Annotated in this window: 19 protein-coding genes; 9 read left to right on the forward strand and 10 right to left on the reverse strand. The window is 39.1% G+C overall.

Annotated elements, in window-relative coordinates; all coding sequences use genetic code 11:
• Positions 1–5: 5 nt before the first annotated feature.
• On the reverse strand, positions 6–1025 hold the full coding sequence (hemH, locus tag MHN81_RS19005; RefSeq protein ID WP_239426425.1) for a ferrochelatase: 1020 nt from the start codon (positions 1023–1025) through the stop codon (positions 6–8).
• 226 nt (positions 1026–1251) lie between these two features.
• On the opposite strand from hemH, the gene MHN81_RS19010 reads away from it, so the two are divergent.
• Positions 1252–2802, forward strand: a complete 1551-nt coding sequence (locus tag MHN81_RS19010; RefSeq protein WP_239426426.1) for a PAS domain-containing methyl-accepting chemotaxis protein — start codon at positions 1252–1254, stop codon at positions 2800–2802.
• A gap of 298 nt (positions 2803–3100) precedes the next feature.
• On the opposite strand, the gene MHN81_RS19015 is transcribed toward MHN81_RS19010, so the two are convergent.
• Together MHN81_RS19015 and yddG are read right to left on the reverse strand one after the other, a co-directional pair.
• Positions 3101–4309, reverse strand: a complete 1209-nt coding sequence (locus MHN81_RS19015; RefSeq protein WP_023398780.1) for a tyrosine-type recombinase/integrase — start codon at positions 4307–4309, stop codon at positions 3101–3103.
• Between the two features lie 46 nt (positions 4310–4355).
• Positions 4356–5291, reverse strand: a complete 936-nt coding sequence (gene yddG / locus MHN81_RS19020; protein ID WP_239426427.1) for an aromatic amino acid DMT transporter YddG — start codon at positions 5289–5291, stop codon at positions 4356–4358.
• 173 nt (positions 5292–5464) lie between these two features.
• Between yddG and MHN81_RS19025 the strand changes: the two genes are divergently transcribed.
• Positions 5465–5977, forward strand: coding sequence for a peptide-methionine (S)-S-oxide reductase (locus MHN81_RS19025; RefSeq protein ID WP_239426428.1), 513 nt, complete (start codon positions 5465–5467; stop codon positions 5975–5977).
• 292 nt (positions 5978–6269) lie between these two features.
• On the opposite strand, the gene MHN81_RS19030 is transcribed toward MHN81_RS19025, so the two are convergent.
• Positions 6270–6611: a hypothetical protein gene (locus MHN81_RS19030; protein ID WP_023398777.1), complete on the reverse strand. Its 342-nt coding sequence runs from the start codon at positions 6609–6611 to the stop codon at positions 6270–6272.
• Between the two features lie 238 nt (positions 6612–6849).
• Here MHN81_RS19030 and MHN81_RS19035 point away from each other — a divergent pair, with 238 nt between their 5' ends.
• Positions 6850–7758, forward strand: coding sequence for a hypothetical protein (locus MHN81_RS19035; RefSeq protein WP_239426429.1), 909 nt, complete (start codon positions 6850–6852; stop codon positions 7756–7758).
• 81 nt (positions 7759–7839) lie between these two features.
• On the opposite strand, the gene MHN81_RS19040 is transcribed toward MHN81_RS19035, so the two are convergent.
• On the reverse strand, positions 7840–8157 hold the full coding sequence (locus tag MHN81_RS19040; protein ID WP_023398775.1) for a hypothetical protein: 318 nt from the start codon (positions 8155–8157) through the stop codon (positions 7840–7842).
• Positions 8158–8821: 664 nt separating this feature from the next.
• On the opposite strand from MHN81_RS19040, the gene MHN81_RS19045 reads away from it, so the two are divergent.
• From MHN81_RS19045 to MHN81_RS19055, 3 genes are all read left to right on the forward strand, one after another.
• Positions 8822–9160: a hypothetical protein gene (locus MHN81_RS19045; protein WP_023398774.1), complete on the forward strand. Its 339-nt coding sequence runs from the start codon at positions 8822–8824 to the stop codon at positions 9158–9160.
• Positions 9161–9297: 137 nt separating this feature from the next.
• Entirely contained in the window at positions 9298–11298 is a 2001-nt protein-coding gene (locus MHN81_RS19050) for a hypothetical protein (protein WP_023398773.1), read from the forward strand.
• Between the two features lie 253 nt (positions 11299–11551).
• Entirely contained in the window at positions 11552–12106 is a 555-nt protein-coding gene (locus MHN81_RS19055) for a DinB family protein (protein ID WP_023398772.1), read from the forward strand.
• A gap of 185 nt (positions 12107–12291) precedes the next feature.
• On the opposite strand, the gene MHN81_RS19060 is transcribed toward MHN81_RS19055, so the two are convergent.
• Complete coding sequence (locus MHN81_RS19060; protein ID WP_239426430.1) at positions 12292–12525, reverse strand: hypothetical protein; 234 nt, start codon at positions 12523–12525, stop codon at positions 12292–12294.
• Positions 12526–12545: 20 nt separating this feature from the next.
• The gene (locus tag MHN81_RS19065) at positions 12546–12824 is read right to left on the reverse strand and encodes a hypothetical protein (protein ID WP_239426431.1); all 279 of its coding nucleotides are present in this window, start codon (positions 12822–12824) and stop codon (positions 12546–12548) included.
• Between the two features lie 207 nt (positions 12825–13031).
• On the opposite strand from MHN81_RS19065, the gene MHN81_RS19070 reads away from it, so the two are divergent.
• The 3 genes from MHN81_RS19070 (at position 13032) to MHN81_RS19080 (ending at position 14894) form a co-directional block, all read left to right on the forward strand.
• Complete coding sequence (locus MHN81_RS19070; RefSeq protein WP_023398769.1) at positions 13032–13535, forward strand: sigma-70 family RNA polymerase sigma factor; 504 nt, start codon at positions 13032–13034, stop codon at positions 13533–13535.
• Positions 13535–14092 (forward strand): hypothetical protein, encoded by a 558-nt coding sequence (locus tag MHN81_RS19075; protein ID WP_239426432.1) that lies wholly within the window; start codon positions 13535–13537, stop codon positions 14090–14092. Before MHN81_RS19070 ends, MHN81_RS19075 begins: the two co-directional genes overlap by 1 nt.
• 406 nt (positions 14093–14498) lie before the next feature.
• Positions 14499–14894 carry a hypothetical protein gene (locus tag MHN81_RS19080; RefSeq protein WP_239426433.1) on the forward strand — a complete coding sequence of 132 codons (396 nt, stop codon included), beginning with the start codon at positions 14499–14501 and terminating at the stop codon, positions 14892–14894.
• Between the two features lie 71 nt (positions 14895–14965).
• Here the strand turns inward: MHN81_RS19080 and MHN81_RS19085 are convergent, their stop codons facing one another.
• The 3 genes from MHN81_RS19085 to MHN81_RS19095 form a co-directional block, all read right to left on the reverse strand.
• Positions 14966–15322: a DUF1428 domain-containing protein gene (locus tag MHN81_RS19085; protein ID WP_023398765.1), complete on the reverse strand. Its 357-nt coding sequence runs from the start codon at positions 15320–15322 to the stop codon at positions 14966–14968.
• Positions 15323–15645: 323 nt separating this feature from the next.
• Entirely contained in the window at positions 15646–15861 is a 216-nt protein-coding gene (locus MHN81_RS19090) for a hypothetical protein (RefSeq protein WP_023398764.1), read from the reverse strand.
• A gap of 219 nt (positions 15862–16080) precedes the next feature.
• Positions 16081–17778 (reverse strand): BBE domain-containing protein, encoded by a 1698-nt coding sequence (locus MHN81_RS19095; RefSeq protein ID WP_239426434.1) that lies wholly within the window; start codon positions 17776–17778, stop codon positions 16081–16083.
• Between the last annotated feature and the right edge of the window lie 256 nt (positions 17779–18034).

Raw genomic sequence — 18034 nt, forward strand, 5'->3', positions numbered from 1 at the left:
TTGTATCAAAGGTGAGACTTCAAAATATCGTAGAAAGCAACTATATGGTCATCTCTATCATTTAGCGCAGGGATGTAATCATATTGTTCACCGCCAGCTTCAACGAAATATTCGCGGTTTTCTTCCTCAAGCTCTTCGAGCGTTTCTAAACAGTCTGCGCTAAATGCTGGACTTAAAATCGCAATATGCTTTGTGCCCGCTTGTGCTAGCTCTTTCAAAGTAAAGTCAGTATACGGTTTTAGCCATTCAGCTCGCCCAAAGCGGCTTTGAAATGTCGTCATGACCTTATCACTGTCTAGCCCTAGTTTTGACACCACTGCATTGGTGGTGGCATGGCAAAAGCAGTGATATGGGTCGCCATCTGTTAAAAACTTCTTTGGAGTTCCATGGTATGAAAATAAGATTTTTTCTGGTGTTGGGTTGTTATCAAGATACTCCTGTACAGAGTTACTTAATGCCTCGATATACTTTGCATTGCGGTGATAACCATTTATAAAATGCAATTCAGGTACCCAGCGCCACTTAGTTAGCACACGTGAGATAGCATCATACGTAGAGCCTGTTGTTGCGCTCGAGTATTGAGGGTACAAAGGAAGTACGACGATTTTAGTGATCCCTTGTTCGCGTAACGCTTCTAGACCAGCTTCAATGGAAGGATTGCCATAGCGCATGGCCATGACGACTTCTACATCATCATGATTATGTTCAGCTAGATACTCTCGCAGTTTTTGACACTGTCTTTTAGTTATGTCAATCAAAGGCGACCCTTGTTCGGTCCAAATGCTTTGATAAGCTTCTGCAGACTTGCTTGGTCTGACCCTTAAAATTATCCCGTGCAGGATCAACATCCAAACGAATCTAGGGATCTCTACAATGCGGGGATCAGATAGAAACTCTCGTAAATACACTCTAAGTGCTTTTGTTGTAGCGGCATCAGGGCTGCCTAAGTTGGTAACTAATACACCGACTTTGTTGTTAAATCGATTTTCATGGGGGTTATCAGTAATTGCTGAAAATCTGGACACTTAGCGCTCCTTGATGGCATTTTTATACGGGCAATATTTTACAGTAAAGAGTATACGTACAAAATCGATATTTAGATCTAACTTGCATATTTTTAACTTATATCATGCTTATACGTCTTAAAATTGTAGCGATATGATGAAAATAAGTTGCTTAAACGCGATAGAAGTCGTATGTTCCACTATCCAGCGTCGAGTTTTAATGTAATTTGCAGAGAGTTTTAGTTAAATGCGGGTTAATCAACCAGTTACAAATCGTGAACAACGATTTGCACCAGAAGATAAACTCATTTCAGTCACTGATTTGAAAGGAATAATTACTGACTGTAATGAGCACTTCGAGAATATAAGCGGTTATTCAAAAGAAGAACTAATAGGACAGCCGCACAATTTAGTTAGGCATCCTGATATGCCTGAGCTTGCTTTTAAAACTATGTGGACCCAACTTAAGGCGGGCAAGCCTTGGATGGGCATGGTGAAAAACCGTTGTAAGAACGGTGATTTTTATTGGGTAGATGCCTATGTAACCCCGATGACCGAAAATGGTCAAGTGATTGGCTATGAGTCTGTTCGAACTTGTCCTAGTCGAGAAAACATTGCGCGAGCTGAGGCTCTTTATGGTTCTATCCAAAGTGGTGGTAAAAGTAATTTTAAATTGCCAAAGCTCAGAACCATCTGGCCAATCGCTGCTTTTGCAAGTGCTTTAGGCTTGTACGCATTTGGCGCTGAGACTTCTGCGTTTGCTTGGTTAATGTTCAATAGTGTCGCTATTTTTGGCTACAATCGATATCGAGATCATGAGCAGTTAGAGCGAATTAACCAAATCTTAAAACATAGTTTTTGTGATGACGTGTCCAAACAGGTTTATTCTCCATGGCAGGGTAAAATGGCCGAACTGCACGTGAAGTTACTAAGTGAGCACGCTCATTTAGATACTGTGATCACGCGAATTGAACATGCTTCTAAACAAGTCACATTCGGTGCCGGGCAAACGGCAGACAAGAGTCGTTCGACCACGGAACAGTTAACTCAACAACAGCAAGAAACGGAACTTGTTGCTACAGCCATGAACGAAATGGCTGCCACTATTCATGAAGTTTCTCAAAATGTACAGTCGACATCTGCTGACGCTACTGACGCTCTTGAGCTGGCTAAAGAAGGTGCAAAGAGTTCAGAGGAAACCAAGGCATCAATTGAGAGCCTGGGCTCAACTGTTATCGATATTAAAGATTCTGTTTTGGGAGTTGCAAGGCAAACGAGTAAAATCGCAGACGCTGCGCAAATTATTGAACAGATCGCAGAGCAAACTAATTTATTAGCCTTAAACGCAGCGATTGAAGCAGCAAGAGCTGGCGAGCAAGGTCGAGGGTTTGCCGTTGTAGCTGATGAAGTAAGACATTTAGCGCAGCGCACACAGGAGTCGACGAAAGAGATCCACGCCATTATTGATGAATTGACGCAAAGCACTCAAGAATCAGAAGTGATTGCTCAACGTGGTGAAACAGAATCCCAACTTGGTATTGAAAAACTAAACGCTTCGACACAAAAAATAGAGCATATTTATTCTTTGATCGAAACTATGAGCGTAAACAGTATGCAAATAGCTGCCGCGGTTGAGGAGCAGGCCACCGTTTCAGAAGACATTAACAAGCAGGTGGTGAATATAGCTTCATTGGCTAACTCTAGTGTTACTAGTTCATTAGAAAGCCAAGAGATCAGTGAGGAACTTACCCGCGTAGCTAATGATATGCATGAACTTGTGGTAAGATTCAAAAGATAACTGAAAATTTATAAGGGGCCTAAATGGCCCTTTAATATACATTATAAAGAACACATCATACATGAGTTTGGGTTAACAGTATTCAGCTTTTGTTGTGTGTTTTATATATTTTCTACCGAAAGAAGGGCTTCTTTGCTGCTGTATGACGCTCTTCTAATGGGCTTTTTCCTTAAAAAACGTTCAAACACAATAGCAGTTGATGCCGTTATAAATTATATTTAGTGGGGTAGTGGATAATCTAAGTTTAGTTGGGCCTAACCTACTTCATAAATGTTAGGCTCCAGATTACTAGTACCAGCTAGAGCTTTCTTTTAACACCTGATTTTGCGCGCTCTTTAATATTGGTTTGAATATAGATTTGGTCGGTTGTTGCAATTTTTGAGTGACCTAAATCTTCTGACAAATGCTTTAACGGTCGAGTCTGCGCATCGTGGGTTGCGCCAGTATGCCTTAACCAATGGCTGGTTGCAGCTTCCAAATTTTCAGACTCTTCGCTAAAGCCATCTTGTTTTAGTTTATCAATCGCCAAATCAAAGCTTTCTTGAACAATGCGTCTTAGTTGACGTACATTCATGCCTCCTTGGCCTCTCAATTTGTGAATGATAGGGTGAGGTTCATCGACACGGGGCAGAGCAGTTAAGCCGCGGGATTGACGATAACGTTTCAAATACTCAACAAAATCATCACTAAGAGTGACATCACGTAGTTTATTACCCTTACCCATAATTCTTAAAAACCAGAAACCATCCTGATCTTGCCAAAAATGACTCATTACAGGAGACCACTGAGGTCGCTCTGAAAGCTCAGAAATCCTCAGGTATAACCCTTTTAAGCATGCTAGGGTAAATAGATTTCTTTCCAGCTTTGGGTTTTCCTCACAAAGATCTTTCGTTACGCCAAATACATATTCCCACTGAAGATCACTCAGTGTATCTGGTAACTTTATTTGTGATTGTACAACCAAATAAGGGCAATTCTTTTTAACTACCGGGACAAAGTTTGCAAAGGATTTCTCCTCTAATATCGCAAACTTGTAAAAGACGTTTAGGGCTGTGAACATAGAAGCAAGTGTTTGTTGGCTAACACCGTTTTCCTTGTGAACAAATGGTCTCCAATTGGGGTTAACTTGCCTTGTGCCCTGATGATTTTTAAAACGCCACTGCACCGAATCTGCGAGCCATGCTTTATCCGGTTCAACAACAAAGTCTACGTATGCCTCAATGTCTTCTCGTTTAAGCTCAAAGACGGATTTTTCTTGGACTAACCAACTCCAAAGATGGAAACGTTCGATTTCGTTCCTAAAGCGATTGAAAGTTGCTTCAGACTTTCGGCCATACACATAAAGAAATTGATATAAAAACTTCAGTTCGTCTAAACATATCTGATCACCAAGTCGGTTGCTATTTAAAAACTCAGACATAGCAGGGTATTCGCTATGTAATGTATCGTCATCCAAATGTGCAATGAGATACCTAAGTTGTCTTAATGTATCGACTAGCGGCGTCATATATTGTTGATCCAATCGGCATGTTTGTAGCAAATTATATGTATATTTATTCAGTATTGTCTAGCACTGATTGTACCGAATTAGGTTGTTGATCTTTAAGGCGTGTCGACTGCCAACACAAAAGCGAGCCAATTGTAACTGAGATGACCCCAAGCCAAAACCCTTGCTGCAAATTGACACCTAAAATCAAGGCAGCAAACACACCTGAGAAAACAGGAGTAAAGTAAGAAATTGCAGCGAGTAAAATCATATTCCCACCGATAATGGCCTTATTCCATAGTCCATAACCCAAGGCCATTCCTCCGCCCGCTAGCGCTAATAAAAATACACTACTAAATGAAAAACCGGACGCAAAACCCGCATCGAGTAAATACCATTTAAGCCACAATGTGCAAGCGGTAAATATAAAAAACAGGCTGATTGCATTTTCACCGTTGGCCATCGATTTTGTTAAATTACAATATATAGCCCAAATGATAGCGCCGCTAAATGCAAGAAAGAAAGCTAGAGGGTTGCTAACGACGTTTGCTAACACACCATTGAACAAGTAACTTAAATCACCAGATACGACCAAACATACACCGATGAAAGCCAAAAGGCTGCCAGGAACAAGTAACATCGGTTTGGCATTAGCTTGTTTACTTAGCAGGGTGCCGATTATGGTAAAAAGTGGCCATAAGTAGTTTACGATTAGCACTTGGGCGGACTGAGTTCTTGAATTGGCAAAGCCTAGAGAAAGGGATAAACAGAGTTCGTAGCAAACAAACAGTGTGCCGCCGATAAGTATATAACGTTTAGGATAGTTTTTGATTTTTGGTAGGCCCGAAAACGCGACGAGAAAGAGCGCTGCATATGAATACACAAGTGCGGCCCCTCCAATTGGTCCAAAGTCTTCGCTAACAATACGTACGATATGTAATACGGCGCTCCATAGCAGCACGGCGAATACACCAAATATTGTAAATTTGACCTGGGTTTGCAAATTTTAGGCTCCACAAAAAACGTCCAATTATATAGAATTTGTTGTTTCGTGCATCATATTTAGTCAAGAAATAAGGTTGAAAACAAATAAATTATCCTTTCTCAATAAATCTTAAAAATTTAGAGCTATGATAAAGTTTATTCAGTTTGCAACTTGAGAAGTGGTGTACAACAGTGCTGGAAAAAGTAGGTCTAGGCGGGAGTTGTTATTGGTGTACAGAAGCTATATTTAGTTCATTGATTGGTGTGAAAAACGTACAGCAGGGTTGGTTGAATAGCTTCGATGATCAGGAATGGTTTTCTGAGGGAGTTTTACTGCAGTTTGATACCCAATTAATTAAGTTAGATGATCTGATTGAAATTCACTTGAAGACCCACAGCGCTACATCAAACCATAGTCGTCGGGGTAAATATCGTAGTGCGGTGTATTGTGAAAGTATTGCACAAATTGAGGCAACAAAATCTATTATAGCTCGTTTACAAGGCGATTTTGGTAAAGCGATAATTACACAACCGCTACTGCTAAACGAACTCAAATTATCTCCTGAGCAATACCAAAATTACTATTACAGTGACCCGAGCAAACCATTTTGTCAAAATCAAATAGCACCCAAGTTACTTAAATTGATAGAACAATTCAATGACAAAGTCGACCATAAAATCATCAATAAAGCTCTAGATAAGTAAATGTTCTATTTATGAGAATTATAAGATTTAAAATCCCGTAATTATCTATACATACATTCTCATAATCAGAAAGATTAGTGCAAATATTTTTCAGGTTGAATATCAAAACATTATTAGATTTTAATTATGTTAAATTATTCTTTTTGTTGTTTTATTGCAGGGATTGGGCGCGGTTTTTAAAATAGAGTTAGTAAAAACCCAATCAAGGAAATAAACAAGATTGGGTTTTGTTGCTACCCTCACATCGCCTCTTATAAGGGAAGGGCAGCTTATCTTATTTAGTTATTTAACCCTAACCATGATTTTCGTGAAAATGTTCACCATGTTGATGGTGCCAGTGACCATCATGATTGTATTCAACTCGGCCTTGCTCAATTCGCCGTTTGTGACCACAGTCTAATCCATGTCCGTGTTTGTGCTTTTCATGCACTTTTACTTTCGCTTCATGAACTTCACCAGCATGGTTGTGATGGTCATGACCGCTATGATTATAGTCAAAATGGTCTCCATGCCACTCAGCGGCATGACCGCAGTTGTATCCATGTTTATGTTCATGCTTATCATGCGACTTATGTTCATCTGCGATTGCCAAGCCACTCAAACTTAGCGATAGAACTAAAATAATTTCCTTCATAGAGTTTCTCCGATTGTGAGTATCAGATACTAAACTAGAATAAAATTAACATTTTAGCAACCTAATTTGCGTACTGAACTTTGCTAAATTTTATTCACAATAGAATGGCAAATACGTTCTTTAACATATGCATTGTGCAAATCAACAGACGGAGTATGACGTAATTGCTTTGTGAGCAAAGCCACGCCTTTTGATTATGTATTTTAACTCAAAAACAAATTCTTAGAGGGTTCTGGGTATGTTTAAAAGTATGAAGAACAATAAATTAACTACTTCGGCTCAAAACTCTGAAATCAAGCAGTCAAAAAGTTCAGTGGGGTTTGGCACAGCGCCAAGGTTTCAGAAAGGTTTTGTCACAAAAACTGGCTTGCAAGGCAAAATACTTGGCAGCGAGGGAAAAGGCAAGCAAAAGGCACACACAAAAAAACATGAAAAAGCCAAATCTAAATTTCGGACTAATAACCAATTCGAATCTACAGTAAATAATATTTATGGATTTATTAAAGAGCATGACCTAGAAAGCCTTATGGCTAAAAGCAATATTGCATACTTAAAAAGAATCTCCGATTCCTCGGATAGATGGCAAGAATATTATAACAAGAACACACATAGTGAAGCGGAAAAGTTGGAAGCCCTAAAACACATTGAACAAGAATTAAGTAAACCTCATCCCGTCATTAATGAAGACGATCGAAAAAAGATAGCGCAAGGAAGTTTGAACCTGTCTAATTATCTTAAGCGGGGTTTACAGCAAGTCGATACAATATGGAAAAGTTTGAAGACTGATAAAGAGAAAGAAGATTATGTCAGACAATCCCTTGATTCTAGAGAATTGGCTTACGGAAGAGTTGTAATGCAAGTAAGCGTCAATCCATCAACGCTCGATCCGGAGATTCGGAGTATTCTCCTAAAACAACATTCAACGTTGCCTGCAACAGCTAAAATGCAAGCCACCTTGGATATGGACCACTTTGCTAGATATATAGTAAATAAAGAAGGGCCGGCAGAAGAAGTTATGAAAAGCTACAGCAGAGAAAACAATATAAAAATACAAGATTTAGCTGTGAATAAAAAACAATACCGCGAGCAACTAGAATTGAATTTTGCATTTTTTGATGAGGTGAAATTTAACAAATTATGGGATTAAACTAGGGAATATTGTTTATATCTATTTGTCTGAAAAAAAATGCACTCGCTAACCAAGTGCATTGGTGTAATCAAATGTTGCTTAGTTTACTCTTAAAATTTCATAAAGCGGGTAAAGACTAGTTTCTGTATCATGGCACTTGTTTGAGTAGCGCTCGCCGTTGTCAGACTTATATACAACTGTCTTTCCGGACTTCATTGCGTAAAACATGATGCCAAGAAATTCGTAAAATTTTGGATGAGTTGGCTTAAGTTCAATTGTTTCATGCCTGTCTGGCCAAATCCAAACAGAACCACTAGATTGCAAACTGATACTGTCAATTTTGTCAGAACAAGTTACTTCTTTCGCTTGTACAAAGCTCGTCATTAATAAAAGAGAAAGTAGGGCTATTTTTTTCATGTTTGATATCCTTATATATTATTTATGAGCACTGAAATAAGTGCACTAATAACATACAAGCTCAGCATGACATTTCAGTATAATATATTTTAAGATACGCTAATTTATTTATGACTCAGTAAATAATTATGAAGTAATATATGAATTTATTTGTATTTTATGGCTTTAGTAATTTAATATCTCGTAATGAAAACGCTTTAAGCAAGCGCTTTGTTATGTGGAAACATTGTTGGTGCCCAAGGATTAGATGATTGTGTTTTTGATAAACAGCGAGGCTGATCCGCTAAACTTAACATGATAGGGAGTAGGTGCCACTATTGTACTTCATACAAATATACACCTTCATTGCGCTTCAACTTTAAATGCTATTCTATCAAACTCATCTGATTTTTAAGCCGATTTGTCAATTTCTACTGTCATATCGCTAAGACGCTTCTTGCTATTGTTTTGAAGCAAGCTGGGAAGGAAGTTGTATATCTTCCAAACGTTCTACGGGAAGAATGCTTATTAAAAACATTTAGTTATATTTATTTTCTTTGAAAGTAGATTAACTCTATAGCCACCTTGATCAAATCATTCCTTTATATATGACCTAATGGAATTTGCATTGACACTAGGCTGAGCTAGATTTATATCGGACTTTATAAACAGAAGGAATAGACACATGTCTTGCTCACAATCCCACAAACATGCTGATCACCATACTCACGGCCCAAACTGTGGACACACCGCAATTCGACATGGCGGTCATGTCGACTATTTAGTTGAAGGGAAACTGCACCACCCACATGGCGATCATTGCGATGAGCACGTGATTGAAGTTAACGACGCTAACCCAAATGAATGCAATCATGCTGTTTCAGGAAATGGTCATGTTCATGGACCAGGATGCGGCCATGAAGCAATTCAACATGGCGATCATGTTGATTATCTTGTGAATGGTCGCCTTCAACATCAACATGGTGACCACTGTGATGATCACGGACCCGTTGAGTTAGCTTGATCATTTTGAGTCTCGATCACCATTGAGACTCAAAATCAATCTGATGTTATGTAATAGTGGCGTAATGGGAAACGCCCACCTCGTGCAATATGCTTACCACCCACTGACAAACTTCATACGGATCTGAGGACGACTCCATGGTTCAACAAGTTAAGATATATCCGAACGGTAAAAGTAACCCGACACTTGAACATTCTGATTCAAATAAAGCTAATTTAGGCATATGTTTTTCCGGGGGAGGTTCGCGAGCATTAACCTGTGCTTGGGGACAGATGCTAGGCCTAAACACTTTAAACTTGCTTCAAAAAGCACGTTATATTTCATCGGTATCGGGTGGTACGTGGGCTTCGTCAATATATTCCTTCTTGCCACAAAAGTATTCAGATGAGGATTTACTGGGTGAATATGTTGCTCCTGAAAATCTATCTATCAGCGCCCAAACTGGTAAATTTAATATTAATCAGCTCTCAGAACACAGTTTTGGCAAGGTACCTGCCGGAATGGGGCTTGATAACTTGCTAGTAACCGCAGGTGCATTTATCGCGAAAAATAAGACTAAAGACCATCAATGGTTGTGGACTGATATTGTTGGCCAGCATGTATTGTCGGTATTCAATCTTCGGGCGCAAGGGGAGAAAACTTGGACCTCTACCAAGTCATTTTCTTTATCTGAGAGTTATGCACAGCAATCGTTTCCAGAACTCGAGCCCACCGATGAAAACTTTTTTTATTTGCGAGCAGAACGACCATTTATCATTATGAACAATAACATAATGCACCCTGTAGCCTCTGTGGAAGGGAATAAAACCAATATTGTGCAACTACCAAATCAAGCAACGGCTATTTCGGCAGGTGCGAAGGGGCAAACGCCTGATGACGCATTAGTCGGTGGAGGGCAAGTTGAATCCTATGCGTACGCGTCTACCTTGCAACAAGACAGTGCATCGGAATCACCTGTTAAAGTCACAATTTCTGAGCGTTATGCTTTGATGGATATTGTGAGCACTTCAAGCTCATTTTTTGCAAATGCAATAGCGAGTGCTTTTTCTGCTAAGGTAAACGACCCAGTGAGCTTGGCCGAGCTAATTGATAAGGTCATGCCACTACTATCCGATTCAGACCGAAAGAATTTGCTTGGTGAACTCGAAAATAATATTGAAAAAGACGCAGCTACAGATTTGGCAAGGGCCATTTCCAGTAAGTTTAAAGGTTTTATTGCTCAGAATAAGCTCAACGATATTGCTGATTTTATTCCCAGGAATAACTATTGGCCAATTGGGGTGAATAGCCAAAATTACCCAAACACGCTTTACACGGATGGCGGTACATTAGATAACACTGGCATTATTGGCATTCTCTCTCAAACTGATACTGGTGATTCCGAACAAGCACCGCTAAAACTGCTTGTCTTTGACAATACTAGTACACCGCTTGTGAAAAAAGAAAAAGTTATTGCAGGCGGACAAGCGGCACCGCTATTTGGAATTGATTTCGATAGCAAGTCAGGGGAATATCACGCATTCAATGACAGTCAAAAAGATCCAACGCACCCAGCTTTCAAGGCAACAAGCTTATTACAGGTATTTGAGAATAGCGAAAATGGCGCGAGAAATACGCCGTTTTCACAGCTTGTGAGTGGTCTTTATGAGACAAACAAGGGTAACAGCAACACAGCCAATTCTCAGCCTGCATTTCATCAAATGACATTAACTACGGTGGAAAACACACTGGCAAACGTAAGTTCAGGGCGTAAGGTTGAGATCTTATATGTGCAAAACGCGAAAATGCTCGACTGGCAAAACAGCTTACAAGACGAAGCGCTTAAGAGCCAGATTTTGGCAGGGCAAAAAGGCCTAGATACTGTTACGTCTGATTTAGATGACGCCAAACTATTTGCAGAAGCTATGTCCGGCTTGTATTGGGATTCAGATCCTACGTTGGAAAAAAAGGCTTTGGCGTTATTGAAGCAACCAGCAATGCCTTTTGCAAACTTCCCTTACTACAGTACCTTTTTGAAAATAGGTTTAGAGCCAAAAGAGTCGAATGCACTATCGCAAATGTGGGCATGGGCTATCGCCGATAACGCGAGTACGTTACAAAGTGTTTTAGCAGCATTCATCAATGAAGAATTAATTTAATAAGCAGTCTACAAAAATATTTATAGGGTACTTTCATGGCTGAGCGGCTCACTCAGCCATTTATCTTAAAACGGAAACCTCTGTTATTGGCTCAATCACTTCTTAGCTTGTTCCATACATCCGCTTTCTCTGTATGATGCTTTAATATTCATTAGACAATAAAAACTGTTTGATATATTGCGTACTGGCGATAGGTTATAGGAGTAGCAAAGTAGTCGCTGAAGCTATGGATATACAAAATAGGGGCAAAGAAATGAACTATCTGTCACACTTTAAATTGATGGCGCAATATAACCTACGGATGAATACACAGCTCAATGAAGCCACAAGTATGTTGAGCCACGAACAAATAACATCAGATAGGGGAGCATTTTTTGACTCTATCTTAGGCACTCTCAATCATATCTTAATTGGTGATATGATTTGGCTGTTACGATTTGCTCAGCATTCGAAGCGATATCAATCACTAGCTGATTTAAATGACCTACCAGTCCCAACAGATCTTGATGTTATACTTTATAAAGACTTTGAGTTGTATTTACCGGTACGAAACCGCATTGATAATGCAATTCTTTGTTGGATAAACAATGAAGTTGACGAGTCTGATTTCCACGAAACACTGGTATATAGTGATACGAAAGGCCATACCAGTGAGAGGGAGTTTAGTGAATTAGTAGCTCATTTATTCAATCACCAAACCCACCATAGAGGTCAACTTTCAACATTACTTAGCCAACTTGGGATAGACATAGGTATCACAGATTTTTTGATTGATATTCCTGATGCACAATTTAAAAGCGGATCCTGACAACATTTAAATATAGAGACTCTATTTTTTGTCGTTTTGACTAAGTAGAGTACAAAGCTCAAGATACATTTACACAATATTGAGTATGAAATACAAGTACTGATACAGTGTACGCATGGTGAAATGACAACCAAAATGAACCATGCGCACATTTTTCGAGGTAATAGGGCTTTAGTTTATCTTGTCTAACAATCCCCGAATAAGTTCTTATAAACTGACGCGACCAATGGGTTTTGTTCTGCGACGCGTTTAGTGACGTAAAAAGTGATTTGTGTTGCAACTATAGCAAAACAAAGTGCCGTCACTTCTAACACAACAAATGGTGAAAAAACCATAACCAGTGCTGTATTACCCCAGCATAATAGGGTAAATAGCCAAGCAACTAGCATTGTTTTGTCATTAAATTTATTTGTTTTCATGGTAATACCTCAATCTTAGGTTAACTTTGTTGGCGGCTTTTGCCCAACAGTTTATTTTTAATAGTGCGTAGCGCAACTTTTCGCCCTTCAGCAATGCTTACCCCAAGGACAGCCGCGGTACACCAAATTGCAGCTTCAGTAGTGACTGCTGCAAATGTCGTTACGGCTATTTCAATACTTTTAGTTTCTGATATAAAAATTACAATGAACATGGTCAGCCAACTAAATGCAACCAATGCCCATGCGGCACCCAACAAACGTGTTTTGTTTTGCAACCTAATCTTGTTTAGCAATGACATGCTTACCCCTTTTTATGTTAAAAATGTGTAGTTTGTACTGATTAGTCGATAGAAAAATGAGTCCATTACATATTTTTTTGATTTTTATTTTCGTTATAAAATTGCAAAAACAATCAAAATTTAAGCAGAAAAAAATAATTCAAAAAAAGTGTAATGATCCGGTATCTGCATCGACTAATAATAAAAATAAACTGGAGGTATAAAGCGTTGACAACACCCACCAAGGACTTAGATAAAGACAGCATTATCTCGCAGTATTGGCCGCAAATAAGCCGAGCTGCAACAGGGTATGAAAATCGCACAGCGCTTTCAGATGAGTTGGCACAAGAGATGGCGCTCTCAATCTGGCGTTCACTCGATGGTTTTAGTGAACAATGTTCACTCAATACATATGTTTATCGAGTAATACACAACACAGCCATTGATCATATCAGGCGTCATAGCCGCATATCAGAAGATCAACTTGATGATACGACGGTATGTGAGCGAGACTCGCCGGAGTCGCATACATTGCAAGCTCAAAGACAACAGCAGCTATTGATTGCAATTCATAAGCTACCACTGAGCTTAAGGCAAGTTATGCTGCTTAAGCTGGAAGATTTAAACAATGTAGAAATTGGCGATGTTTTGGGAATAAGCGATTCGAATGTCGGGATCCGATTACATAGAGCGAAAGAGCAACTAGCAAATTTATTAGCGAGAATGAAATAATGGATAATAAAGAGTTTGAACAATTATCGTCAATTTGGCAGTCAGCAGAGCAAAAAGAATTACCTGAAATGGACACTTTACTTAAACGGCACAAAAGGCAACACCTCGTTTTGAAGGTCAACTTTTGTATTGAGTTGTTGGCTATTCTGGCAGTGAGCGTGTTTTTTGTGCTCTCTTTATTCAAAAGCTTTGATCTAATCAAACAGCTCTGGGTAGGTTTTGCAACCGTATGGGGTATTACTATCTTTGTGTTAATGAACAAAAGCAGGCTAAGTAGCTTAAGACAACTTAGAAGTGAACAGATCAGCACTTCTATCGAAGTACACACCAAATTAATAAAAAACGAAATATTTAGATGGACATTAAGTGTGAAAGCGACTTGGATATTCGTTGCAGCGCTCATGGTATTTGCTATAGCTAGATGCTATTTTTTGAATTGTAACATTTCAGACATGCTTAATATTGGCATATCGTTTCTGGTTTTACTTGCATCTATTGTATTCTTTGCTCGCAAAAACAAAAAAGCCAAAGAGGTGTTGTCTGCATTGGAACAGTAGGGAATAGGCTCTTTTAGGCAAATAGCGTCAGCCTCAAAGGTACTGATAGGGGTTAAAATTGGCGCTTCAATGTGCTCAATTTAATTTTTGGTATACAAATGGGTATATTTTTACCCTCAGAGGTGATTTATTATCAATAGTTTAATAAGCAAATATGCAAATGTACTTATCGCCTTTATTCTGACGATGTTGTTTGGCTGGGCTATATTTTTAGAAGCAAGTTCATTTGCATTAGCTTTAGGAGCAGTGTTTGTATTATTTAGCGCAGAGCATATCTATAATTTTATTACTCGCTCTACAACCCCTCGCGTAGAAGGGCTTTCTAGCCCAAAACTTGCAGGGTTATTGGTAATATTAACCCTTAGCATTATACTGTTTTTTGTCCAATTTTTTGTAAGGATACTCAATGCATCTGGCAATTCACTTTAAAACCGCAAAGTTTGATGTTACACAAGAGCAGATAAATCCTATTAATCCAATTTATGGTGAATCACTATTAATTTGGTTAAAAAGTAAATTAAACGGACAGTTAGATATCTGCTATCCAGCCGCTGAAGACTGGGGGTGGTATAGTACTCTAACATTTGAAGACAATCACTATTTGATCGGTGCAAGTGTATTTTATTCACCTGAAGAAGACTCAGCACCGGAACTAGAGTGGGTGCTCCAAATAGATAAACGTCAAAGTTTAAAACAAAGGCTTTTTGGTCAAAATAAAATGTCCCTGACAGATCCATGTTTTATATTTTTTCATGAGCTTATTCGCAATTGCGACGAGTTTAAAGAAGTGGAAATTTCATAGAATTCTAGAGATATACACACATCCCGAACTTAGTTTAGAACTGAGTTCGGGCTTTATATCCGACAACCGGCTTAAGCATTCAAAATCACTTCGAACCCACCATAAATCAACCTCTTGCCATCAAATGGCATTGCACCTTCGCACATGGCTTTCATTCGTTCGTCATTATGACACTTTGCCATACCTTCATCTCTGATTTCTTTTGAAGGCCAAAAAACCCAAGAGAAACACACTGTTTCTTCGGCTTCGCACTTTACTGCTAGCGGGAATGATGTCTGTTCGCCATCGGGTACGTCATCTCCCCAACATTCAACCACACTAAGTGCACCATATTCTTTGAATATCTCAGCAGAAAGCTGCGCCATGCGTAGGTATTCACTTTTATTTTGATTAGGCACTGCCAAGACAAATCCATCTACATAAGCCATTTTGATTCCAATTAGTTTTTACCTATAGGTCCACTAATCGTAGTGCAAATCACCTGCTTTGCCACATCATGTATTACCGTTAAAAGGTTTCTGAAATACAGTAAACCGTGACACGAATATTTCTGAGTTGACGCCAATGCGCCATTAACCGCACAAGCAATTGCGCACACAAGTGCATGTTATAAGAGGAAGATATTGAATGTAGATTAGCCGTTTGAGCAATCACGATAAATATAAGTAGCGAGAATGGGTGAGCAGTAGTAGGCGTCGGACTTTACTTTTTTCCGACGGCCTTATTTTTTTACGTAACTTAAGCTGTATATCTATAGCAAAAATGAACCAAGTTTAATAACTTGTATGATTGCAACAAACGACCCACACATGACGAGCAGGTTTGCTTTTTTTTCAATTTTCTTCGCATTTTCCGCATCTTTATCGGCCATATTTGCCTTCAAAACTTTGCCTTGAAATGCCATGCCTACTGAAACCAAAAGTAAAACTAAAGTTATGATTAAATCTGTCATCGATTCAGGTGACACTGAAAAATCCTCTTAATAGCTTAGAGCTTATTTGCAATGATGAGCGAGCCATCTTATTTGGCCCACTCGAGAGAGTGGGGATCCTATAGCAAACTCCTCTGTAAATAAAGGAGCTAATAAAAATCCTAGCAAGTACACTTAACTACTCACTGCGTCTGAGACAGATCATCAAACATTCAAAGGGCTAATACACCTAACCGCCATTAGCCCTTAGTTTACTTACATATTTTTAGCCTTACTTTTAGATTTGCTTTGAGCATTTTCAGTTGTTATCTCTTGGCAATATGTTTGGACACTTTGGACATTGCCAAACCACCCCTGGGGGTTGTACTTTGCTTTAACCTGTTTTAAGCGCGGTAGATTATCTCCGAAGTACAACATTAGTGCATGCTCTAAACTTTCTGGGCCGTTTTTAATTGAACCCAAATCCACATCAGGATAATTGTAATAACATCCATCCACACGGTCTGAGAACCTAGGATCTGGTACACCACCAGAAACGGCATATATCGTCTTATACATGTCGTTTAGCCAATTCACGTGTGCATCAGCTTGCGCTGTGTTATCCAAACCAGGAGGCATTTTGTTATCCCAGTAGGTTTGATATTGCAGCTTCATAATAGAAGAGCGTTGAACAATTGCGGTATCTTTTGGCTCTACGGTGTTTATTTTTCCGCCATAGCTGTCGACCTGTATTAAAGAGCGAGCCATATCTGCCCGTGTAGCATGATCGCCATCTTGATAAGAGATAGGTTTTCTTAAAAATGCGTAGGCACTATTGATCATGTCTTCAGTCCAATATTTGGTTAGATACGCTGATTTGTATTTACCAAAACTATTGGCACCAGAGGGACTAACTTGCTGTGTACCATTGAGATAGGTGTAATCTCTTAAAGTATAATCAATAAAGTTGTCTTTTAAGTTGTTTGCATAGCTATTTAACCCTCTCGAGCTTGGAATGTGAGGGTGGCCAAATAGAGTAAAATCACCTTTTGATAATAGCTTTATTTGATTCGCTTTTTTGAGGATCGCACTAAACTTATTGCGCTCCTTTAATTCAAATGCAGCCCAATCGCCATGATACTCTGGAATATAGTAAACAAAAGCAGTGATTGAAATGTTTTTTGCATCTTTATGATTGAGAAGCATATTAGCCCAAACATGCCATGTTTGTGGGTCTTGGTCACAAAAAGACTTTTCAAATAAGCGAATAATTTGTGTGAACTGTTCTTGAGACAAATAGTCGCCGTTTTCGTCCTGCCAATCCCATGAAAAGTTTATTGTGTACATTCTCTCTGGTGAAGGCGGTGCATCTTTAAATATCAATTTTGTGATAATACCAAATTGTCCACCACCACCACCTTTAACTCCCCAAAATAAGTCACAGTGCTGATCTTGGTCACAATAAAGTTCTTCGGCATCACCGCTCGAGTTTTGCACAACGATGTAAACGCCAACCAAGTAATCCATCGCAAGACCATACATTCGAGACAATAAACCGTAACCACCACCCGTAACATGGCCTCCCAAGCCAACAGAGTAGCAGCTTCCGGCGGGTAGGGTACGCTTATACATATTGTTTAGTACGCGATACATTTCCCAATTACTGAGGCCAATTTCCATTTCAATAGTATCGGACTTTTTGGAGTATTCGAAACTGTTTAAGCTCCCTACATCTATAATCGCTTTGGTTTCGCCGTTATATACGAAACTTTCATAACAGTGACGGCCGCAAGTAATTTGAACTTCATGTGACTCAATGTCTTTAGCATCAATAATATCTTGAAAAGCCAACACGACTTCCGCACGACTTGTTGGTCTATAAACCTTCAAATCTGCATTATTTGCAAACCAACGACGGTTAAAACCTTGTCGATCACTAAGAGTTGGTTGAGCCATTCGATCATTTTTATTCATAACGTCTCCTTCACGAGTTTAATGATTTATTTGTTTATAAACCATACAGAACTCTAGAATAGGTAGAGGAGGGTTGAAGTCCATTACACAGATATTACGCGGTTGATTGCCTCCATTTATCTGAACCTTCCCGACGTAAAAGTACAGTAAGAAATATATTTATAGAAGCAAATCTAGGGATCTAGCATTGAAGCTTTAAAACACCAAAGAACTTGCGAGCGTTAAGCTGCTTTACAGCGACTCATGACATATAGGT

Origin of the sequence: Pseudoalteromonas sp. Of7M-16 (assembly GCF_022347805.1) — a bacterium.
Classification (GTDB): domain Bacteria; phylum Pseudomonadota; class Gammaproteobacteria; order Enterobacterales; family Alteromonadaceae; genus Pseudoalteromonas; species Pseudoalteromonas luteoviolacea_F.